Consider the following 21424-nt stretch of genomic DNA (forward strand, 5'->3'; position numbering starts at 1 on the left):
AACCCCACGGTCGTACCGAACTCCAGCGCGACCTTCACCAGCACCGGAGCTTCATTTCCAGGATGCCCCAGGAAGCGCCGACGAACGACGACAGGACCGTGATGCCAAGCGCGGCGGCGCCGCGGCTCTGCTTCGTCAGTGGAAGCCCGTCGGGGCACGTCACCGCGTGTGGCGGATGGCATGGTTAGTTGAGCAGGATCCAACAGATCGCGCCGCGTATTGCGCCCCATAGAACACTCCTGACAGCATCAATATGGCGCCGACCGCTTGAAGCCGAACGTCAGCGGCAGCAGCACCGAGATCGTGGCGAGCGACTCCATTCCCGGCAGGACGCCCACCATGTTTCCGACAAGGACGCCGACGAAACACCACATGAAATTCTGGGCTTGAAACGCCGATCGGAAAGCGCGCTCGCCAAAATCCTAAACCCACATACAGTACAGCGGGAAAGGAACACGTAGGAAAAGAGGAGCCAGCGGGCGACCGTGACGACCGCGGCCAGGACGGCCGAGCGTTTCACCGTGGCGGCCTGGCGCCGAGGCGAATACGCACATGAAGGTGGTCGTGGCCATGCCGAAATAGGACGCCGAAGAGGATGAACATCAGAGGACCCGCGAGGAAGGAGGCCGAGCTTGGGACAGCCGATTTGCTATCCGCCGCATAAAGTAAAGCGAAAGGCACCAAAGTTGTAAGCCACCGCTGCCAGTCCTTGAGGCGCAACTTCATCATTCCTCTTCCGGCTCCTTCAAGCCTTATGCCACCCTTTTGCTCAATCGGACGTGTCATGGCCTCGACAGCATGTTGTAAGCCCGAATGACAGAACTTGGTGTCTGGCGGCCGGCTCAATCGTTGGCACACACCTCCTGTCAGACGTCACGGAGTTGGCCATCACCGCGCGTTTGACTTAAGTAAGGTGAGTGATCAATGGGCAACCCGCCACTGTCGATACTGGCTGCGATCCGGGAAAGTATGCGGTACGCCCGCCAGCCGCCGCGCCGGCCAATTTTGGGCGACAAGCATGAGATCACTGAATCCGACAACGGTTGCCGTCGACCCGCTCCTGCGAAAATTGGCCAGGCGATGGACGCTGGACCAGAAAACGCAATCCTGTCGAGTGCTTGGACTATTTTACTGGCTTTGGCGGGAGCGGATAAATGCCGAGCCACGATTTGACCTCCTTTCGATGATGGCGCACTCATCGGAGACCCGGCATATGGAGCCACGTGAGTCTCTTGGCATCTCATCGACGCCACGCGCACTTCGACCACCGCGGGCCTGCTGTTCATGAACCAGTCCCCGTCCGAGCTAGAAAGCTTCGCGCGATAACCCTCCTTGGTGTCGAACGCTCTGTCCGAGATTATTCGATACCAGACGCCCATGACACATATGCGCCGCAACGCCACCGCTGACATCCTCATGGGAGGAAAGCAAATCAGGCGAGGCGACAAGGTCCTGATGTGGTAAATTTCCCGTTGGCGCGCCGGAGCGCGTTGCATCGCACTTCGTGCACGGTCATCCCGCACTCACTGTCCGAATCGTAGCCTAGATGTGGTGCCCTGAATGAGGCCTGGGCTGCACGGCAGGACCGTCGGCGCCCTGATGACCAGTTAGCCCACTACATGCGGACCGACGCGGGCCGCTGAAAGTTGCCATCCCGGTCGACCAACAGCTGCATTGTGTCCACCAACACGTTTCGCGTGCAGCATCTCCCAACGGCATCACGTCCGAGTCCGGGGAACTCTGTCACAATCAGATTCGGAGCCGGAGCATGGGCGTATGAGGTGATGGTTACTCGGCAAAAAAGCCCAATGGCCCAACCTTTGCCCGCAGCGGTCCTCCGGTGGCGGCTTATCGCTTCGAAGACAGCCGCTCCGCAGAATGTGCTCTCCGCTATTCAGTGGCTATCGTGGTATCTGCAGGTGGCTGGTTACGCCGCCTATAGATCAGCAATGATGGCATCACATTGGCTGGCTGTTGGTCACACAGCAGACGCAAGCTCTACGAGCTGCATGTTGCAGGGAGCTCGGAAGCGGCAACGACGACGGTCGAAGGGAGCAAAGCTCTGGCAGGTCGAGAAAAACGTGCGCGGTCAAAGCCCCGACGCATGCGTTGCCGCGCTCCAGGGCGATGGCCGCAGATTTCTTCGAGTGCTGGCAGCAGATCTTGCGGCGGATCTGCTGCAATTCAAAACAAGCAGCAGCTGAACTCACCGAGGTGATCGCGATGGTTCTCGATGCCGAACGGTTGCCCGATCTTCTAGTGTTGTGACGTCGCGTGGAAGAGCAATTTAAAGTGTCGTGGGAACCGGCTCGTCCGGATTGCCAGCGGCGGACCGACGCCGATGATCCTCCCTGGACGGATCTCCGCGAACTCCTCGCACTCGAGCCAAGCCGCGGCTTTCTTGGCCGCCGGCGAGAGTAAAGAGGCAGCTCAGCGTCATCGGCCAAACATGCAGGTAACTGTAAGCACCGGGATCGATGGCGAGCTGTGTCCGTTTAGGTTCTCCACCGCTAAATCTTTGGCGCAAGAACAATGCGCTCCGCACTGGCTCGTTCGCCAAAGCCTTGGCCGCTCGATGATACCTAGGCTTCACTTAGGCCAAACTCGGGCCGCAAATGTGCGGCGATCGTCACATCCTTCCGAGCTTCGGTACTGGTGATCCTGAGAACAGTGATTGAACGAGTAAGTGAGAGCAATTTTCTAGAATTGGTAGGCTTCCGCGCTTCCCTTCTTCATGTATTCTTCGGATCGTGACTAAAGATGTTGCAATCTATGAATGGTCGGGACTCCCAACCGTTCGCCAAGTGACTTTTGAGGATCATTCTGATGAGACAAGCAGTAATGGAAAATGAAACACGAGCTTCATCGAAAACAAAACACCACGATCACTTGGAGTTCGTGCAAGGTCAAATCAACTTTGCTCAACGCGCCGCCGACGAGAATGCCCCCGGAATTGCTTTGTCGATGCAAGATATGCCCATGCTCCCCTACGACGTAACGATTCGTGACGCGCGTCCGATCGTGAGCGAATTGTCCCTTGATCGACAGGGCTTTACTCTAATTCAACACAAGATATCTCACGCAAACGATGGCGATCGAGACATTGGATACGACAAGTACTTGGAAGAAATGGTTCCGTTCATAAAGAACTATTTCAATGCGTCCTGGGTCGTGCCGCGTCGACAAGGCGTCGTTGTTCGCTCTGCCAAAGCCCTTCGTGGTGTAAGGGAACCGAGTGTAATGGCTCACATTGACTACGCGCCGATCGCCGGTCCAATGCTCGCCGCGGTCGAGGACCGATCGCAGGACATCCCGATCCGATCGTATTCTCGATTGATGATCGTTCAGGCTTGGCACGCCCTCTCGCCCCCTCCGCAGGATTTTCCCTTAGCGTTCTGCGATGGTGGCTCCGTTCACGATACGGATATTGCCGTGGTGGATTACACATATCTTGGCTTCACGTTCAAGAGTTGTGCCGTGCACTTCAATCCAGCGCATCGTTGGTACTATTTTCCGGAAATGACTGCAAATGAGTTCATCCTATTTAAGGGCTATGATTCCGAGCCGCATTGCAATCCGAAGGCCGCTCACTCGGCCTTCGACAATCGTCGCAAGCACCCCAACGCGGAGCCCCGCGAAAGTATAGAGGCCCGCTTTTTCGTGTACTACGCCTGACAGCCGAGATCGCTTGTGCCACTTCAGTCGCCGGCGCCGAACGTTTAGAGGACCCGCCGCGCTAGGTTCTGCCTCGACGCGCTAAGCTCTTGCGTTTCCCGACCTGCTAGACGCAGCTGAGACAACGTCAATGCTGCATATGCCCTCGCTTATCACACCCGCGACAGTTAATGGCCCGGGGACTTGCTTTCGTGATTGCACTTGCGCTTTAGTCGATGGACCCATCACGTTAAGTAACGTGCATGCGTAGCTTTCGTCAGGGGAGCTACGCATTTAGTCGTCCGTGAAGAACGCCGGTTTTAAGCCGGAGCGGGTTGAATCGTTGCCATAAGGGCGAGGAGTATCTGGCACAATAAAAGTCTGAGCCAGCGGATCAGGCGGCGGAAATTGTAGCCGACAGCTGCGAGGATGGCGTTGGCAGCGTCGCCTTGGCGGTACCAGAGATAGTTTCGGCCCATTCGATGGTCGGCTTTGAGATGGCCGATCACGGGTTCGACGGCTGCCCGGCGGCGTAACTGACGTTTGATCCTGGGCGTCACGCCGCGTTTCTGACCGGAGATGAAGATTCTGAGCTTGTGGTCTTGCGGTGCATTGTGGCCGCGATATCCCTTGTCTGCGAAGATGCGATCGAGGGTGTTGCCGACCAGCGCCTCCATCTCCGGGATCACGGTTGCCAGGGTGTGTCCGTCGTCGGGGTTGCCCGGCATGGACTTCACGTGAGTGACGAACTGTCCGCCCTTGGCGTGGCTGAGAGTGGTGGCGACGGAGACCTTGACGCCGAACTCGTATGGCCGATGGGCCTTGCCCTTGCCGATGCATTCGACTTCCGGCGCGTGCAGGGAATAGACCTTCGGTCCGCGCTGACGCTGCTGTTGCTCGCGCACGCGCCGCGCCGGCATCAGCAGCTGGGCGAACACCGCTTCAAGCCCGCTGTCGCCCTCGATCTTGCGGGTGATGTCGCGAATGACGCGGCCGAGCAAGGTGCGCAGCTTCTTCAGCGCCCGGTTGGCGCGATTGAACTGCTTGGCGTGGGCATAACGCTGGTGCTGCACCAGGGCGAGAACTTGCCGACCCGTGTATAGGACTGGCGCAGAGTCACCCCGTGTTGCTTTGCCAGCCGCACGAGCTTCTCGCGTGCTCGGTTCAGCAGCCTGGCATCGGTGGGGAACATCACGTTCTTGGGCTGCACTGTGGTATCGACGATCACCTGTGACAGCTCGGACGGCTTGATCGCCTTGGTCCTGGTGGCCACCGACAGGCTTTCCTGGAGTAGCGCCTGCAACCGCTCCTCGCCCATGCGGTTGGGCCAGCGCGTCAGCGATGAACGATCGAACACCAGTCCGTGCTGGAAGAACTCCTCGCCGCAGAAATACTGGTAATAGGGGTTCTCAACCCAGCGCTCGCACAGTACCTCATCTGACAGGAGGATCGCCAGCCCGGCCATCAGTCGTGTCGGCAGCGGCGGATGACCGGGATCATCCGTGTAGACCTCGGAGAAGCGGCCTTCCAGGAACTGCCACTCCACCGTTCGCGCCAGCTTCGCCAGCGGATGATCCATGTCGATGATCTGATCGAGCCGGGAGCGAAACAGATCCTGCTCGCCCGTCTCCCGCCGTTCCCGTGGCCGCATCTCGCTCTCCGCCGAAGCAGTGATACGACACAGAATCACGAATCAAATTTGCAAGGAATCTGGAGGGTTCTGTGAGGTCGCGCTCACGCGAGGGCGCGACAAAGCGCTTATCACGCGACCTCATTGAAGCCGGATTGAACGAAGGCGCGGGAGAATATGCACGGTGGTGCGGCTATGGGGATAGTTTGAGATCGCGGGTTGCTATGGGCAGACTGCGGAGCAGACGCGGCGACGTTTTGGTTGCGCAATGGCGGCAACTTGAGACAGAGAGCATTTTACCAGCGGTCGCGATCGATGGCCGGCTGCATCGAATAGTTTCCAGCGCGCTGTTTGGCCGCACGGATTCGGCAGCGTCTGCGATGATCGAGACGACGGGATCGTAATGACGAGTGACGATCTTCGTGCACGGCATGAATTGGCTCACGATGTGTCGCACCGGAACGATTGGGTTGAAGCGCCGGAATGACTGAACCTGTGTCGAAAGCGCTCGATGATGCGCATGACGCCACCACAATCAGGACAGGCGGGAACCTTGGGCCACGTCAGAGCGTCCGAATCCACAGGCGGCGGCTCGCCACCGTTTGGCGCGGTCCGCTCACGATCGAGAAGTTTGCGGCAAAGGGCGAGTTTGGCAGCGCGATGGCCGTTTGCCATGAAGCCGAAGTGGCGAATGCGATGGAAGCCATCGGGCAGCGTGTGAAGAAGGTAGCGGCGGATGAACTCGTCGGGCTTGAGCTTCATGATCTTCGTCGCGCCGTTCTGGCGGTAGTCCTTCCAGGTAAAGGCGACGTGATCCTCGGCGAGGGCTACGAGCCGGCTGTTGGCGATTGCAACGCGATGGGTATAGCGGCCGAGATAGGCCAGCACCTGCGCGGGGCCGCCGAACGGCCGTTTGGCGTAGACGACCCAGCTGATGCGCCGCATGGCGACGAGGTGAGCTGCGAAGGCGGCAGGCTGGGCCAGGGATGCGAGATCGCCGAAGAAGTTCAGGGTGCCGACGTCGAAGGCGGCGGTCAGACGTTCGAGGAATAGGCGTCTGAACAGCCGGGCGAGCGGTTTGACGGCCAGGAAGAAGTTTGGTCGGCTGGCGATCCAGCGCGCGCCATCGGGCGAGAGGCCGCCGCCCGGCACGACGCAGTGGACGTGGGGATGGTGCGTCAGCGCCTGCCCCCAAGGTGTGGAGGACGGCGACGACGCCGATCCCGGCGCCGAGCCGGCGTGGATTGGCGGCGAGCCTCGACATTGCCTCGGCGGCGGCTTTGAACAGGATCGCATGTTCTGAAAGGCGATCGCGCCGATCGGAGCCGGCAGTGTGAAGACGACGTGGAAATAGGGAACCGGCAGCAGGTCGGCTTCTCGCGCGGCAAGCCACGCGGCTCGGGCTGGCCCCTGACACTTCGGACAGTGCCGGTTGCGGCAAGAATTATAGGCGATGCGTGTCGTGCCGCAGTCGTCGCAAGCCTCCATGTGGCCGCCGAGCGCCTCGGTTCGGCACGCAACGATCGCACTCATCACGCGCCGCTCGACCCGACCGAGATGACCGGCATGCAAACGGCGATAGGCGTCGCCATGCCGGCGCAAGATATCGGCAATCTCGATGGCGGGTCTGTGCGGACGGACGTCGGGGCGGGCCATAACCCGCACTTCCGGACGCGTTGTCATCCCGGTGCGTCACCTCCAGCGACAGGCGGTCGAGCGGGCTCTGCGTCGCCCGGATCGTATCGGTGGCGACCTGCGTGTAGCGCGCCGTCGACGACAGGTTATTGTGCCCGAGCAGAACCTGGATGATCCGGATGTCGGTTCCGTTCTCGAGAAGATGTGTCGCGAAGCTGTGGCGCAGCGTGTGCAGCGTGACGCGCTTGGTCAGACCCGCAGCCTTCACCGCCGACCGGCAGGCGGCATGCAACACGGTCTGATCGATTGGATGGTCTTCGTCGCGTCCCGGGAACAGATAAAGGCGCGGCCGGGCGAGCCGCCACTAGGTGCGCAGGATGCCCAGCAGCTGGGGCGACAACATCACGTTGCGATCCTTCGCGCCCTTGCCGTGGCGCACCTGGATGACACCGCGAGCACTGTCGATGTCTTCGATCCGCAGTCCCGCTACCTCGGAGGCCCTCAGTCCGGCCGCATAGGCGGTGGTCAGTGCGGCGCGGCTCTTCAGGCTGGACACTGCTTCGAGGAACTGGACCACTTCGTCGGCGCTGAGAACGACCGGCAGCTTGCGCGGTTCTCGCGCATCGGGAATGCGTTCCGGGATCAGCGCCTCGCCGAGAGTAACGCCGTAGAAAAACCGCAGCGCACAGACGATCTGGTTCAGCGCCGGCCATGATATGCCGGTCGAGACCAGATGCACTTGAAAGGCGCGAACGTCTTCCAGTTCCAGCCGATCCGGCGATTTGCCGAAATAACGGCTGAACTTCGAAACCGCGCTGATGTAGGATCGCTGCGTCGCCGGCGACAGATTGCGGACGGTCATGTCCTCTATCATGCGACGGCGAAGAGGGCTCAAATCGGCCATCTCAATACTCCTGTCTGAGGGGGTGGGCTGCAACACCCACATCCTCTCAGGCAGGAGGCGCTCTACGCCACCTCGCCGTTCACGCCGCGGTAGCGGCTTCGTTCAATCCCCTTTCGAGCGGCCGGTTTCCGGCAAAGTGGATTTCCACAGATCGTCGGTTTATGATTCAAATCAACGGTTTGGGTATTCTTCACGAACGACAACTTAACTCGCGAGCAAATGCCGGGACTAAATAAACAAAGGCACTGCGTGCGTATGGTCAGGCGCGATTTAACTCATCCCTCGCCTCCGACCGATCCGTGATGCGTGCCAGCGGCAGCGGCGTCATCGCCACCGTCGGCAGCAACGGCAGATCGTCGACCAACTTCGCACGTTCTGCTGCAGTGAGCGTCATACGAAGCGGTCGCGCCTCGAATAGATCTGGAAGTTTGAAAGGTCCCACGCATCGTGTTCCAAGCCTCCGGGGGCATCTCCCCTGCCTGGAAGGCCAGAACCGAGTCGATCAGTGCTCGAAGCTCAAGAATCGACGTCAACTAAATACATGGAATATCAACGATCTTGACAGATCCTGCTTCTGCCTGCGTCATCCAGGTCGGGACGAGAGGAGCCATCTTCCGCTCGGAGTTTGAAGTGCCGACGATCCGAATGGGTCTGGTCGCCGACGAACGTCGCGGTCCGCCCGAAGAGAATGAAATGGTTAGAAGACTTCGATCTCGAGCCCCAGACTCCGCGTACTATGGCGTCGCCGGGGACGCGGAGCCGAACATTGGGCCATCAACACGTCGCTGATCGAGACCTGCAGAATCAACGACGTAGATCCTCTGGAATGCCTTACCGACGTCATCATCAGGAGTGAAGGTCATCCAAACAGCGATATCAATCAGCTGTTGCCCTGGGCCTAGCGAAAGCAAAGCACTCAAAGGCGTGGCCTGATGGCGACGCTTACGATCTGTGGGACAATCCGCTCGACCTCCGCGATGCTGGCCGCACTGGCGTTGATATCGGCCCGCCGCAGCTTGGCCGTCAGCATATGCCTGCCGCAAAACACGTACAGCGGCAGACAGCTACAGGCAGTCCTAATAGCGTGGAAGAAGCGCCCCTCCTGGTAGCCCTGCCGCGGGTCGTCGGTTCGGCGCTCGCTTGTGCGCCTCCAGGAATCGTGTCACCGGCAGCGAATCGATCGCCGCCGCCTGATATGGGATCTTGTGATAGCGCCAAGGGTTGCTTTGCCTCAGCTCCAATCGGTTCAGCGTCGACTTACCGGCCACCGCTGCGCAGTCCTCCCGCCAGGCTTCAGACTTGCCCGCCGGCACCGCATCAGCAGGTCGTGCCGCAGTTCGTCGTGATCTTGAGATCTTCATAGCGAAGTGCGATGCAAAAGATCTGCTCTCCGATCAATGTCCCGAGCGCATGCTCGACCAAGTCCGGCCGGCGATGATCGCGAAAGCAATCTGACGCCTCACCATATTGATCGCCCGAGCGGTGGCGCCCAGAAGCAGCGCTAAAGCGTCCGACCTCACCACGCATCAAAGGCCGCTTCCACAGCCCGGCCCTCCACCACTCCGAAATTAAACCGTTCCGCGCCACACTGTGTCGGCGTCGGGGCATTCCCTCAATCATCCAAAGTCCTTCCCGCAAAAGAACTTTTGCTGATTCGCGCCCTGGTGCGCCTCACAGTGTGAGAAATGCGGTTCAGCTTCCTTCGCGCCTGCCGGGAGTCGGCGACGGTCTACACTGCTTCCATTTCGCGACAGGCTGGTTGATCCCGTAATACCTGGCAAGTGCTCTCAGGCCTGACTAATTGTATCGCTCCTCGGATTGCCTCCGTCGTGGTGGCGCAGCCGTGTAACACACGTCCCGTAGCGCATCATTCGAAAATGCCCCATCAAGGCCCGGGACTAACAAATCCTGCGATGGCTTCCAAAATCTGGTAGGAGACTCCCTCTCCTATTTGTGTATTCTCAATCATCGAGAGCGATGATCAACTGGCGGCTAAAGCGCCGCACCCAACACGGGACGATTTGGAGACGAACAGTGAGAGCTCTCCTAAGTGAGAGGATCCCATTGACCATCACATCGAGAGCGGGTTGTGCATGACGGGACACGATGAACAGATTAAACTAGCGAAAACGAGCTGCGGCAAATGATCTATCAATGCGCACCCATACATCGGTGTGGGCGAATTCGAGCGCTGCGCATTTCGAACCCGAATACCAGGCGATGTCATCCTCATTGCCCGCCCGATCGAGACGCGTTGGACAGCTAGCAGCGTCTTCTCGCGGATCGCCAACAAGCAATTTTCCAACGTCGTTGAGTTCGTTAGGATTCGAGATGATCTATGCCACATTTATTGACACATCAACAGATACGGCGGCGGGCGAGTTCAGAGGCCGGAAAATCGCGCAACTGCGCGAAGGGGAGCTAACGGCCCAAGGCGCTCAATTTACGGCTCCAAGAACGCGACAGACGCTGCTTTTGAGCGTTATTGGCTTGCTCCGCTATGCGGAGGCTGAAGTACTTGAGCTGAAGCTTGAGACGTCAGCCGTTCTTTTGGGAGCCACGATCGCCGAGCTCGAGCAAAATTTGGAGTAGTGCGCCGGCTGACGCGGCGATCTGAAGAGGGTCGAACTCCCCGGGTGCCGGCTTTTAAGTACAGACGGATCTCGGTCGTAAACTCCGGTGAAGAACTGGACAAGCGGTTCCGTTGCCTCTCATCAGGATAGTTTGCAGCGCAAACCTGCCGACCTATCTGCTCGCCGCCCAGATTGGGAACTCTCTTGATGGTTGGGATCGAGCCGTCGCAATAGGCCGGCGGGATTACGCCATGCCATGCTGCCGGCCAAGCTCGGCGAGTTGCGGCTCTTTCCCTTGCATCCGAAATGCCGATTTCGGCTCTCCGCCGTCTGACTTGACAATCGCCTCGATCTCGGAACGCGTCAGGAAATGCACATGGCGCTTTGTTATGACGCTCACTTGGTATCGCCAAGACGCGCTGAATCGCTGTGAGCACCTCCAAGATGCGAACCGTAGAGGCGCATGGCCGTGTGTGAGGTAACGGTCCACGAAGCGCGGCAAGGTTACTACTCCACTCGTGGTTAGCCTCCCAGCGCCGGTCAACAGCGCCGTGCCCCAGCTGGCGCGCATGTGCGAGACGTCGGAAAGCTCAAAGGAAGAATGCACGCCGCTATCCGCGCACGCACAGGCCCGGGCACAGCCCATGGAACCGGCGCACCACGGCGCAAACGCGCTACTCCCCATCTGCACGGCGGTCGGCTTGACGCCGACAGCGTCTAGTCGCTTCTGGCTAAGCAAGTGTGGGCGGCGGCGATCAGGGTTCTTCAGAGCTGGTCCCGGTTGTCTGAACAGAATCTCCGTGTTGATAAGTGAAGCCTCTGCCGGGGCTAGGCTGCCAAGCGGATTGGTAGTGGGGTGAAGTAGGCTTGATTCGGTGTGCTGCCGTCAGGGCTCGAATGGGGCGCGGCGATTGTAGAACTCGAGATATCGGCCAATTGAATCGCGCGCCTCGCTGCCGGGGCTCTAGATATACCTCCTCGTTTTTGACGCTGCGCCAGAACCGCTGGACGAACCACGTTGTCGCGCCAGGCGCCCTTGCCATCCATCCTGATGGCGATGTCGTTGCCGGCGAGCACGGCGGGTGAAGGCCGCACCGGTGAATTGCGAGCCCTGATCGATGTTGAAGATGTCGGGCCTGCGGTGACGAGCCAGAGCATCTTCCAGGGTCTCGAGGTAGAATGCTGCTTCGATGGTGATCGACAGCCGCCACGACAGAACCCGGCGTGTTGCCCAGTCCAGCACCACGGCGAGATAGACGAACCCACGCGCCATGGGGATGTACGTGATGTCCATCGCCCAGACTTGGTTCGGCCGCGACCTATCCATGCCGCGCAGCAGATACGGATAGATCTTGTGGCCGGGCTCGGGCCTGGTGACGCGCGGCCGGGCATAGAGCGCCTCTATCCCCGTCCGTGGCATGAGCGTCTTCACATGCCGGCGGCCGATCTTGCACCCTCGGCAGCCAGCAGGCCTCGCAACTTCGCGAACCGGCGAAAGGATACTCCAGATGCAGCCATCAAGACGCTGCATGGCCGCCAGATCGGCGGCCGTTAGCGGGCGCGGCAGGCAATAGACGCTGCCGCGCCTGATCTGCAGAACTTCCGCCTGCCTGGTGATCGACAGAGCATGCTCGCGATCGATCATCGCTTTGCGCTCAGCAATCCCGCCTTGGTTAGCACTCCTTCTAAAAACCAGGCGCGGCGCGGCGGTGCCCCGTGGGATAGAAACGGACCGGCGCCAGATTGCCGACCGGAAGGGAGCGGCCGATACGATTTTGGTGGCACGTGCCCAATTAAAAAGCCTGGTCCATGGGTTGTCGCGTACTTGAGAGTGGTGACGCCATGCAGCGATCCCGTTTAGGAATAGCGCAGCCCAGCCCTTCCGCCGCGGTCAGCAGGAGGATTGGAGATCACCCCCAAAGATCGAACTCGACGAACGATAGTAAGATGCCGATGGTGCATCCGAACGCGGCTGCCATCGACGTCGGAGCGACTATGCACACTGCCGTGAGGGCAGATTGCGCACCGGAGCCAGTCCGCAGCTTCGGTAGCTTCACGGCCGATCTGCATCGGCTGGTCGACTGGTTTACTGAATGCGGCGTCGAGACCGTCGTCATAGAATCGACCAGCGTCTACTGGATTCCGGTTTTCGAGTTTCTCGACGCCCGGGGATTTACCGTGTTTCTGGTCGACGCGCGATGCCAAGCACGTGCCGGGGCGCAAGACCGATGTCAGCGATGCGCAATGGCTCAGCGGCTCCATTCATTCGGGTTTGCTACGCGCCAGCTTTCGGCCCAAAGGGCACATTGCCGAGCTGCGAGCCTACGTGCGTCACCGCGAGCGTCTGCTGGAGTACGCGGCCTCATTATCCAGCATATGCAGAAGGCCTTGACGGAGATGAATCTTCAGCTGGCACCACTCGTCCCCGAAATCACCGATGCGACCGGCCTGCGTATCATCCGCGCGATCATTCCCAGCGAGCGCGATCCGGAGGCGCTGGCGTACTTGCGCCACTACAGCTGCCACTCCAGCGCCGAGACAATCCCGAAGGCGCTCACCGGAATCTACCGCGCGTAGCATCTGTTTGCGCTCGATCAGGCACTCGCCCTTTGCGACGCGTATCACGAAAAGGCATCTGCCAGCGACGTCCGAATCGAAGCTGTGTTGAAGGAACTCATTATCCATAGGGGGCATGATCATGAATCAGCGCCCCTGGTCTCGGGCGATCAACAATTTGCACCGACGTGGGGCCGAGCAACAAGGCCTCCGGAGGCAAAATGCTTTCTTCACGAGCGCGCCGATCCGGCGCGTACGATAGCATGTCTCGTAGCACGAGTCCCCGGGACGACCTAGTCCATTCCGTGGCGAACGAGTTGTAGAACAGGACTGCGATCTTGCGGGCTATCGCGGTGACTGCCTTAGCCTTGCCGATGAGGGCGATAGTCTTCTATAGGCGCCGAGCGCGGTGTCGGTGCGTCCGACGGTTACGGCAGCAAGGCGCAGAAGAGCTGCGGCCCGACCGTGCCAAGGCATTCGGCTTTGTTCTGCAGCCCTTGGAAGCGGGAGCTGGTGCCGTTTATTAGGAATCGTTCTCCAGCCTCAGCTCCCCTATCTTGGCATGTAGTGACTTCACATCGACCGCGGGCGCAACCGTCGCGGAGCTCCCCGCGCGCCGAACACGTCAGAAGCCCCGCGATTAAGCTGAGCTTTCCAGGCCGTCACCTGATTGGTAAGCGCGAAGCCGACACCCTGAGTTCAGAGTTAGGGTTCAGACTCAATTGATCCAATAAGCGACGAGAGCGGCGAGGTGGACGGCGGCCAAGAAGTTTCTGGCAAGTTTGTCGTAGCGAGTAGCAACACGCCTGAAATCCTTGAGCCGGCAGAAACAGCGCTCGATAACATTGCGCCCTTTATAGAGGCGCTTGCTGAAGCTGTGGAGGGTTACCCGGTTGGATTTGTTTGGAATGACGGGTTTCGCGCCGCGATTGACGATTTCGGCGCGAAAGCCGTCGCCATCGTAGCCTTTGTCCCCAATGAGGGAAGACATGGGCGGCGCGAGCTTCAAAAGGGCCGGGCGGCTGGGTACCTGCCGCAGATCTGGACGCCTGACGCGGAGACGGAACGCAAGCGTCGGCTGGTGGCGCGGCGCTACCAGGTCGTGCGCCATCGCACGCGGCTCAAGAACGAGGTGCATTCGATCCTGCACGCGCACCTGATCCCGAAGTGCCCGCATGCCGATCTTTTCAACGGCCGCGGCCGGGCGTGGTTGGCCGCCCAACCGTTGCCGGACGATGAGCGCGCGGCGATCGATCGGCACGTCCGCGAGCTTGACCGGCTGGCGGAAGATCTGGCCCTGCTCGACCGCGAGATCGCGCAGGACGCCATCGACGATTCCGCGGTCAACAGATTGATGACGATCACCGGCGTCAACTTGGCGGTCGCTGCCGGCATCATGGCGGCGATCGGCGACATCAGCCGGTTCAACAGCCCGCAGAAGCTGGTGAGCTATTTTGGGCTGAACCCGCGGGTACGGCAGTCCGGACTGGGCGCCGCCCATCACGGCCGCATCAGCAAGATCGGCCGCAGTCACGCGCGCGCCATGCTGGTCGAGGCGGCCTGGGCAGCGGCCAAGGCGCCCGGTCCGCTGCATGCGTTTTTCGTGCGCATCCGCGCCCGGCGCGGCCATCAGATCGCCGCGGTGGCCGTGGCCCGGAAGCTCACCGTGCTTTGCTGGCATTTGTTGACGAAGGGACGTACGCGATTTCTGCAATCGTCATCTCGGTCATGAAAAAAATCGCTTGTCCATCTCATCCGTGGAGTGCAGCTTGGTCCGGTGCTGCGGCGGGAACGTCGTGTAGGCGAGCACGTCGGTCTCGGCGTCGTCGAGGAATCCGGCAAGCTTGGGCAGCTTGGGACGGAGTTGATCGGAGACCTTGCGCCACTGCGTTCGCGCGGCCTCGGCATCGTCCTGGGCAAACGCGGTGGCGATGAAGGCGGAGACGACACGCCGGCCGCTCTTACCGGCATGCGCCAGTGCGTTGCGCATGAAGTGGACGCGGCAGCGCTGCCAGCTGGCGTTGAGCACCTTGGCGACGATGGCGCTGGCCCAGATTGGTCAGATCGTGATGATGACAACTGAACTTGGTTTCATCGGGCACATCGGTGTGGAGGCGGTCGCCGCGGCAGCGCTGGCCAGCAAAATCTATGTCCTTGCCTTCACGTTCGGCTCGGGCCTGCTGGCGCCCGCTGTTCAGTTGGCGGCAGAGGCGTATGCGAGCGACAGGGCTGCGCCGTTGCCTTCCTCAGAGCCGCTCTCGCCTATCACGCGAACTTGGGCATCAAGGCCGAACGGCTGATGACCGACAACGGCTCGCTGCTACAAATCTTTTGCCTTCCGGTAAAGCCTGCAAGCGCCTCGCTCTCAAGCACATCGGCACCAAGCCATACACGCCGAGGACCAAGGGCAAGGCCGAGCGCTACCAGCCTGCGCGAGTGGGCCTATGCCGCGCCTCAACACCTCAAGAGCCTGAGAGGATCTGCAAATCCGCATCCTACGACTTCACCGCCAGCGCTTCTTCTCAGAGTCGTAGCAGCCGGAAACCGGATCGCTGATCGCCGTCAGTTCACGTTTGAGCACCCGAGCCTTGGTGTCAGCTCTTGGAAGGGAAGGAATGAAGGCGATGTATCGCGGCACCTTGAATGCTGCAAGGCGCGCAATAGCATGTTCGAGAATGCATTCCACCGGCAAATCGGCTGGCGTGACGCCCTCCTTAAGTTCCACGTAGATCTTAACTTCCTCTCCTCGCTTGGCATCACCAACGGGCACCGCGGCCACATCCGCGATCTCGGGAAGCTCGCAGATGATGGCCTCCACCTCGCGCGCAGCTATGTTCTCGCCAGATCGACGAATCACGTCCTTCTTACGTCCAACCAACCAATAAAAGCCGAGTTCGTCGCGGCGCAACAGGTCACCCGTCTTGAACCATTCACCCTCGAAGGCAGCGGCATTGGCTTGCGGATTGTTCCAATAGCCCTTGAAAATTCCACGTCCCCTCACCCACAACTCGCCAACCTCATCGACCGGCGTGGGGCTGCCGTCGTCATTGAACAGCCGCAAATGACGAAACGGGGCACGAAGCCCCACCGAACCAGAGTCGGCCATTACGTCAAGCTCGTTCGGCATTTGTGTGCCCCGGCCGATTTCCGTCATTCCAAAAGCATCTTGAGTGCGCACTCGAAACCGCTCGCGGAATCGGCGGACGGAATCTGGACTCCAGCCCCAAATCAGAGTTTGCTTCAGAGACGTCGACCCCTCGATGTCGTCGCTCTCAGCCTGGCGCGCTACCACTTCGGGGAACGAACACCAATCGATGCGATGCTGCTTGAGCCAATCGATGAAACGCGACGCGCTGAGTTCGGGAGCCAGGTACAGGGTACCGCCTTGCCGATATGACTTCAGAAGATGCGCTTGCGGTTCGCTATAGAAGAAGGGTCCTGCAGAGAGATATCTCTTGTACGGCTCATAGTCCAATGAGGCCGCCTGGTACGAGCCGATCCCCCATCGGTCGTGCGTCAACATGCAGCCTTTCGGAAATCCCGTCGTCCCGGAGGTGTAGTTAATGGTTAGCAGGTCGTCGGCGCAAACATCCTCGTCAACCGGCGAGTCATCCACGCCCTTTAAGAGCTCATCGATGGTCGCAATTTGAGCGTCCGCCGATTCTCCGACAAGAAGGACTTGCTCTTTGAGGAATTCTTGCGACCAAGGCTCCATAGCCGAGAACATCGGCCAAACGGATTCGTCGAGCACGGTGAATCGCGCCTGGGTATGGGTAAGAACGTATTCGAGCTCGACCGGTGTGTGGTGCATGCTGGTCGGCACCATCACGGCGCCCAGCTTTGCAAACGCGAACCACAGGATAGGGAATTCGATGCGGTTGGGCAGCATCACAAGGACGCGATCGCCTTTTCGCACTCCGAATGCGCGTAGCGCGTTCGCGTAATTGTTGGAGCAGCAGTCCATCTCCGCGTAGGTCGCCCGCTCTCCGCGATCGAAAACGTTGATGGCCATCGTTGAGCCGTGTGTTCGGGCTCGTCTCGAAACTAGCTCTCCGATGGTTATGGTTTCATACGCATGTTCCAACGCTTCGATCTTGCCCAGCGCCTTTGCTACGCGGTTCTGTAACTCAATTCGCGTCAGTTTTGTATTGGTCATCGTGCGGAACCTTGAAGTCCAGACTAACACAACTGGGTAGGCGCAACGTTTTTCCAGGACCTCTTCGGAATTTGCCCTCCGGCATGGAAAATACGCTGGCCCCATCATTTCGTGGCGAACGCGAGGGCCGAAGTCGGTATTCGATAGAAGAGGCAATACATCGATAAAGAGAGATTGGCAATCCTTGTTTACACCTATATTAAGAATTCGGGCGTATCGGGCGTGATCGTAAATTCAAGCCGGTTTGGCAGCGCTGGCGTCGCTCGCTCCTCGTATCTAAACATGCGGCGAGAAAATGGGTCCCACGTTTCTGGATCAGCCCAATGGTGCTGCAGCGCCGCGGTCGTTGAGGTTGCCATGCAGCCAGTTGTTATCGATGGCCGTGCTGCAGGACGAGTGTCCCCGTCGAGGGGGATGTATTCGAAATCGGGATCATCGCAGAGCGTTGCGCCCGCGCCGGAAGCGTACATACGGTGAACCACTCCCAAACGCTTCCGGTAGAGTCCGCCACGGCGAGCACATGCGTCCAATCCAAAGAACCGCTTCGCAAAAAGTGCGGTTGTCACACCCACTGCTGCCAGCGGCTTTTCCCCGATAGGTCCGGGCCGATCCGTTCCCATTGCGCGTCGCTCGAGTCGAATCAACGGCCGATCTCGAATTTGCAGTCTTGAATTAATTTCCGCCGACTCGGGAATCCTCCTGACCGTAACAGGCCGGGGCTAGCGCAAACGGTGCTGTCGCAGTTCCGACCTATGTCGCAATTGCTTCGTCGCGCTCAGCGCGAAAGGATCTCAAACGTTCTCAAGCCATTGTCCTTAGATTGATTTTTTGCGCACGCCGTAATTTGGTACGACACTTGCTGTCCTCAGCCTGGGTTCTGGTTTTTGGAGAACTGCATGCACTGCGTCATCAGAATCAACCTGATCCTCTACTCGCGCTCAGATTCCCATCCTATGATAAACGTCATCACGCGCTCGGAGCCGACCATTATCAACTGTTGCGATCTGTTCGCGCTGGCAAGCGGTACCGGAGCTGTGCGACTGGGATTTCCAGATGTGGTGGGCTCCGTGCGCAGGGCGCTGACGTTGTTCGCCTATCGCGCCCTCGAAGCCGCCGACACGCGGACGCCGAGATATAAGCCGGCGAGGGCCGGGAGCAAATATAGCTGCTTGATCTTATCTTCACTGCCAAGCAGACCGCAGACCGTAACACCTCGCATTTGGAGGCGGGCTGCCCCAAGCGGCTGGAGCTCCCCCATTCTCGGCAAACACAGCGCGTTGGATCTCGCCATACTCACCATCGAAACGCAACGGCGTTCTATTCGTACTGGACCGCCATTCCGAAAAATCAAATCTCGCCTATGCCATGGCTGCTGGTGGTCTCGGGCTCAAATGACCATAGAATCTCAGGGAAGCGCGTCAGATCGCATTGGTGCTCGCCGCCGGAAAGCTGTCCTGGTTTCTCGCTCAGAAGATGGGTTTGCTGCGGCGCACCGCTCTCATGTGCGGCGGCAAGATGGTCGAGACCGGGTCAACCGCAGAGGTATTGGAATGGTCGCGTATTGCGCGATCGCTCGTTGCGACTGCCCCGCCGGGCCAACTCGGGGCCGCGCGAGCGTTGATCGATCTGCCGCGTCTAGACGAGCGGGGGGCTTGTCAAATCAAGACACGGTTGGTTCGGCGGGTAGCGTTGCTGATTCGGCTCTTCTCGAACTCCGGCAACTTAATAAGCTAGTCGACCACTCAGGCGGCTGGATCACCCAGCTGTCGCGTTGGCTGCCCCAGGACCGAGGGAATGAAACGACTGTTACAAATCGCACGGCTCCGGATATGAGCGTTACGGCTAATCCCGGTGCGCAACTCGGAATGGTCGGCGAGCCGGGAAGTGGTAACTCTATCATGCTGCACGTGATAACGGGGCTGCTAGAGGGGCAGATCACCTTTGTTGGCGGAAATGTCGGCTCTGTACCGAATTCTTGCTTCAGCCGAGATTTGGCTAAGCAGCGCGATCGTTTTGAGCGATGGCCAAGATTTGGTCAGTCGCGATTTCACGTGATCCGTACAATATATAATTGGGCATTGGCCATGCGAGCCGACTTACGAGTCGGGTTCAACGTTGTCGAGAGCGTCTGCGGCGCTCTAGGGCATCCTAGCCGACTCATTGACGCCAATCTGCCCGCATGGCCTTTGGAGAATGTGCAATGAATTGCGCCTCAGTCAACGTTGAGACCGACTGTAACCAAAGCGCTATCGCAGTTGCTCCTTGGCGGATTGGAGTAGATGTGGGAGGCACCTTCACCGATCTGGTCTTGGCCGACGGCGGCGGTACGTTCTTCACCTTTAAAGCGCCGACCAACCTCATGAATCCGACGCTAGGAGTGTTGGCCGCAGTCGGTCTCGCGGCAAATGGTTTGGGGATCTCCATTCAAACCCTCCTCGGCCATTGTCGTGTGTTCGTACACGGCACGACGATTGCGACCAATACTGTTCTTGAGCGAACGGGAGCCGTCGTTGGACTCCTCACAACCGAGGGCTTTCGCGACGCGCTCGAGATCCGGCGCGGCTTCCGTGAGGATCCGTGGGACCACCGCACTCCGTTCCCTGAACCGCTAGTTCCACGTCATCTGCGACTCCCGGTGCGGGAGCGGATGGACAAGAGCGGTTCTCCCATACGTACACCTGACCCCGAGAGTATAGCACGGGCACTCGATACGTTCCGCCGCGAGGGCGTGACTTCCATTGCAATTTGCCTGCTTAACAGCTATCGCAATGACAGCCACGAACGGATATGCGCCGAACTGATTCGCAAAAGTTGGCCAGAGGTGTGGTTATCTGTTTCCGCAGACATTGCGCCAGTGCTCGGGGAATATGAGCGTACCTCAACCACCGTGCTCAACGCATATCTCTCGCCGCGTGTCGTGCCCTATCTGCTGCAGCTTGAGCGAGATCTACGCGCGCATGGACTGCCTTATCCGCTCCTGTTGATTCAAAGCAATGGCGGGGCGGCGAGCCTCGAACAGCTTGGTCGCCGCGCCGTTATGCTGGCGTTATCCGGACCAGCTGCGGGCGCTAGCGCGCTTCGCACGGTAGCGGAGATGGCCCGCCGTGATAATCTGCTGTTGATGGAGATCGGCGGTACGAGCTGCGACGTCACCCTGATGAATGGGGGCGAGATCTCAATGGTTGATTCGCTCTCCATCGGCGACTATCACCTGACGTTACCATCGGTTAATATCCACTCCATCAGCGGGGGAGGTGGGACCATTGCGAGGGTCGACGCCGGCGGACTGTTGAGTGTCGGTCCGCATGGCGCTGGCGCCCGACCAGGGCCGGCCTGCTATGGTTTAGGAGGCGAAGACCCGACCATTACTGATGCACATCTGGTGCTTGGTAGGATGCGTGCTGGCTCCTTCGTCGACGGGCTGATCACGCTCGATCCAGGGTTGGCGCGTGCAGCGATCGAAGCCAGAATAGCAGCCCCGCTTGGACTGGACGCCATCCCTGCTGCAGCTGGTATTATTCGTCTGCTGGAACAAAATCTGCAGCACGCGATTGAGCGAGTCAGCGTCGAGTGTGGACATGATCCTAGACGCTTTACGCTCGTTGCAGGTGGAGGGGCGGGAGGTCTACATGCGGTCTCCGTCGCACGTGCGCTTGGCTGTCCCGTGGTATATGTACCACGCCTTGCGGGGGTATTTTGTGCGTTCGGCATGTGCAGCACCGACGTGCGCGAGGTTTTTCTGGAAACTTGGCTGAAGCTACTCGGCCGCGAATCGACCGACGCCCTTGAGCGAGAATTCTCACGGTTAATCTCTACGGCCAAGACGCGCCTCGCCACCAGCGGCTTTTCGCCGTTGAATATGAGATTCGAGCGAAGCTTTGACATGCGATATGTCGGACAACAATGGTTGTTGCAAGTCCCGGCTGACAGCTGTTGTGTGCGGTCGGTTCGCGCCGATTTCGAAGCTCGGCACCAGAGGCAATTCGGGCACTATCAGCCCGACGGGCAGATCGAGATCGTTCACTTGCGGCTCGTTGGAATCGTTCGGCTGCCCCCGGTACGGCGTCCTGACTTACCCCTGACCCAGATCGCTCCTGTGCCGTACGAACTGCGCTCCGTCTATCTCGACTCCGCGTCCGGCTTCCGAATGATGCCGGTCTATAACGCCGATGATATGCACCCGGGGCAGAAGGTGAGCGGGCCCGCTTTGGTCGAGGAGAGGAATACTACCATCCTGATCGGATCCGGCGATCGGCTTGAGATCGATTGCAGCGACAATTTTCTGATCCATATAGCCAAGGCCGCGGAGTAGCGCG

The 21424-nt window shown here is 59.5% G+C and carries 11 protein-coding genes and 11 pseudogenes; 9 read left to right on the top strand and 13 right to left on the bottom strand.

Going from position 1 to position 21424, the window contains the following annotated elements; all coding sequences use genetic code 11:
• Positions 1-34: 34 nt before the first annotated feature.
• Both IVB45_RS39020 and IVB45_RS05780 read right to left on the bottom strand, forming a co-directional pair.
• Positions 35-163, bottom strand: coding sequence for a hypothetical protein (locus IVB45_RS39020; protein ID WP_346015283.1), 129 nt, complete (start codon positions 161-163; stop codon positions 35-37).
• Positions 164-248: 85 nt separating this feature from the next.
• Positions 249-374: a tripartite tricarboxylate transporter permease gene (locus IVB45_RS05780; protein WP_247356407.1), complete on the bottom strand. Its 126-nt coding sequence runs from the start codon at positions 372-374 to the stop codon at positions 249-251.
• Positions 375-2127: 1753 nt separating this feature from the next.
• Between IVB45_RS05780 and IVB45_RS05785 the strand changes: the two genes are divergently transcribed.
• Both IVB45_RS05785 and IVB45_RS05790 read left to right on the top strand, forming a co-directional pair.
• Positions 2128-2268: a hypothetical protein gene (locus tag IVB45_RS05785; protein ID WP_247356408.1), complete on the top strand. Its 141-nt coding sequence runs from the start codon at positions 2128-2130 to the stop codon at positions 2266-2268.
• Positions 2269-2826: 558 nt separating this feature from the next.
• The gene (locus IVB45_RS05790) at positions 2827-3675 is read left to right on the top strand and encodes a CmcJ/NvfI family oxidoreductase (RefSeq protein WP_247356409.1); all 849 of its coding nucleotides are present in this window, start codon (positions 2827-2829) and stop codon (positions 3673-3675) included.
• 299 nt (positions 3676-3974) lie between these two features.
• On the opposite strand, the pseudogene IVB45_RS05795 reads toward IVB45_RS05790, so the two are convergent.
• The 4 genes and pseudogenes from IVB45_RS05795 to IVB45_RS38875 all read right to left on the bottom strand — a co-directional run bounded on the left by IVB45_RS05795 (position 3975) and on the right by IVB45_RS38875 (position 8217).
• Positions 3975-5305, bottom strand: a pseudogene (locus IVB45_RS05795) (IS5 family transposase).
• Positions 5306-5725: 420 nt separating this feature from the next.
• Positions 5726-6940: pseudogene (locus tag IVB45_RS05800) on the bottom strand (IS91 family transposase).
• Positions 6941-6974: 34 nt separating this feature from the next.
• Positions 6975-7823, bottom strand: a pseudogene (locus tag IVB45_RS05805) (tyrosine-type recombinase/integrase); the annotation flags it as partial.
• A gap of 259 nt (positions 7824-8082) precedes the next feature.
• On the bottom strand, positions 8083-8217 hold the full coding sequence (locus IVB45_RS38875; protein ID WP_256469470.1) for a hypothetical protein: 135 nt from the start codon (positions 8215-8217) through the stop codon (positions 8083-8085).
• 361 nt (positions 8218-8578) lie between these two features.
• Here IVB45_RS38875 and IVB45_RS05810 point away from each other — a divergent pair.
• Positions 8579-8725 (top strand): annotated as a pseudogene (locus tag IVB45_RS05810) (transposase domain-containing protein); the annotation flags it as partial.
• 415 nt (positions 8726-9140) lie between these two features.
• Here IVB45_RS05810 and IVB45_RS05815 read toward each other — a convergent pair.
• Positions 9141-9350 carry a transposase gene (locus IVB45_RS05815; RefSeq protein WP_247356410.1) on the bottom strand — a complete coding sequence of 70 codons (210 nt, stop codon included), beginning with the start codon at positions 9348-9350 and terminating at the stop codon, positions 9141-9143.
• An 804-nt stretch (positions 9351-10154) separates the two neighbouring features.
• Between IVB45_RS05815 and IVB45_RS05820 the strand changes: the two genes are divergently transcribed.
• Positions 10155-10415 (top strand): hypothetical protein, encoded by a 261-nt coding sequence (locus tag IVB45_RS05820; RefSeq protein WP_247356411.1) that lies wholly within the window; start codon positions 10155-10157, stop codon positions 10413-10415.
• An 809-nt stretch (positions 10416-11224) separates the two neighbouring features.
• Here IVB45_RS05820 and IVB45_RS05825 read toward each other — a convergent pair.
• Positions 11225-12086, bottom strand: a pseudogene (locus tag IVB45_RS05825) (IS3 family transposase); the annotation flags it as partial.
• A 257-nt stretch (positions 12087-12343) separates the two neighbouring features.
• Between IVB45_RS05825 and IVB45_RS05830 the strand changes: the two are divergent.
• A complete protein-coding gene (locus tag IVB45_RS05830; RefSeq protein ID WP_247356412.1) occupies positions 12344-12973 on the top strand; it encodes a transposase in 630 nt (209 codons plus the stop codon).
• A gap of 508 nt (positions 12974-13481) precedes the next feature.
• Here IVB45_RS05830 and IVB45_RS05835 read toward each other — a convergent pair.
• Positions 13482-13624 (bottom strand): annotated as a pseudogene (locus tag IVB45_RS05835) (IS3 family transposase); the annotation flags it as partial.
• Positions 13625-13670: 46 nt separating this feature from the next.
• Positions 13671-13982, bottom strand: a pseudogene (locus tag IVB45_RS05840) (transposase); the annotation flags it as partial.
• Between IVB45_RS05840 and IVB45_RS05845 the strand changes: the two are divergent.
• A pseudogene (locus IVB45_RS05845) lies at positions 13971-14648 on the top strand (IS110 family transposase); the annotation flags it as partial. The pseudogenes IVB45_RS05840 and IVB45_RS05845 sit on opposite strands and share 12 nt — an antisense overlap.
• A gap of 48 nt (positions 14649-14696) precedes the next feature.
• Here IVB45_RS05845 and IVB45_RS05850 read toward each other — a convergent pair.
• A pseudogene (locus IVB45_RS05850) lies at positions 14697-14990 on the bottom strand (transposase); the annotation flags it as partial.
• Here IVB45_RS05850 and IVB45_RS05855 point away from each other — a divergent pair.
• Both IVB45_RS05855 and IVB45_RS05860 read left to right on the top strand, forming a co-directional pair.
• A complete protein-coding gene (locus IVB45_RS05855) occupies positions 14941-15252 on the top strand; it encodes a hypothetical protein (RefSeq protein ID WP_247363219.1) in 312 nt (103 codons plus the stop codon). The pseudogene IVB45_RS05850 and the gene IVB45_RS05855 overlap by 50 nt on opposite strands.
• Positions 15207-15401, top strand: a pseudogene (locus tag IVB45_RS05860) (IS481 family transposase); the annotation flags it as partial. The gene IVB45_RS05855 and the pseudogene IVB45_RS05860, both read left to right, overlap by 46 nt.
• 54 nt (positions 15402-15455) lie before the next feature.
• Here IVB45_RS05860 and IVB45_RS05865 read toward each other — a convergent pair.
• Together IVB45_RS05865 and IVB45_RS05870 are read right to left on the bottom strand one after the other, a co-directional pair.
• On the bottom strand, positions 15456-17108 hold the full coding sequence (locus tag IVB45_RS05865) for a class I adenylate-forming enzyme family protein (protein ID WP_247363221.1): 1653 nt from the start codon (positions 17106-17108) through the stop codon (positions 15456-15458).
• Between the two features lie 483 nt (positions 17109-17591).
• A pseudogene (locus IVB45_RS05870) lies at positions 17592-17773 on the bottom strand (transposase); the annotation flags it as partial.
• A gap of 1535 nt (positions 17774-19308) precedes the next feature.
• Between IVB45_RS05870 and IVB45_RS05875 the strand changes: the two are divergent.
• Complete coding sequence (locus IVB45_RS05875) at positions 19309-21420, top strand: hydantoinase/oxoprolinase family protein (RefSeq protein ID WP_249800429.1); 2112 nt, start codon at positions 19309-19311, stop codon at positions 21418-21420.
• The last annotated feature ends 4 nt before the right edge of the window (positions 21421-21424 follow it).

This window comes from Bradyrhizobium sp. 4, from assembly GCF_023100905.1.
Lineage (GTDB): Bacteria > Pseudomonadota > Alphaproteobacteria > Rhizobiales > Xanthobacteraceae > Bradyrhizobium.

Excerpts from the sequence above, each read along its gene's own strand:
- IVB45_RS05780 (WP_247356407.1), bottom strand. The coding sequence starts at position 374 with ATGTGGTGTTTCGTCGGCGTCCTTGTCGGAAACATGGTGGGCGTCCTG.
- IVB45_RS05785 (WP_247356408.1), top strand. The coding sequence starts at position 2,128 with ATGGCCGCAGATTTCTTCGAGTGCTGGCAGCAGATCTTGCGGCGGATC.
- IVB45_RS05790 (WP_247356409.1), top strand. The coding sequence starts at position 2,827 with ATGAGACAAGCAGTAATGGAAAATGAAACACGAGCTTCATCGAAAACA.
- IVB45_RS38875 (WP_256469470.1), bottom strand. The coding sequence starts at position 8,217 with ATGACGCTCACTGCAGCAGAACGTGCGAAGTTGGTCGACGATCTGCCG.
- IVB45_RS05815 (WP_247356410.1), bottom strand. The coding sequence starts at position 9,350 with ATGCGTGGTGAGGTCGGACGCTTTAGCGCTGCTTCTGGGCGCCACCGC.
- IVB45_RS05820 (WP_247356411.1), top strand. The coding sequence starts at position 10,155 with ATGATCTATGCCACATTTATTGACACATCAACAGATACGGCGGCGGGC.
- IVB45_RS05830 (WP_247356412.1), top strand. The coding sequence starts at position 12,344 with ATGCCGATGGTGCATCCGAACGCGGCTGCCATCGACGTCGGAGCGACT.
- IVB45_RS05855 (WP_247363219.1), top strand. The coding sequence starts at position 14,941 with ATGAAGTGGACGCGGCAGCGCTGCCAGCTGGCGTTGAGCACCTTGGCG.
- IVB45_RS05865 (WP_247363221.1), bottom strand. The coding sequence starts at position 17,108 with ATGACCAATACAAAACTGACGCGAATTGAGTTACAGAACCGCGTAGCA.
- IVB45_RS05875 (WP_249800429.1), top strand. The coding sequence starts at position 19,309 with ATGAATTGCGCCTCAGTCAACGTTGAGACCGACTGTAACCAAAGCGCT.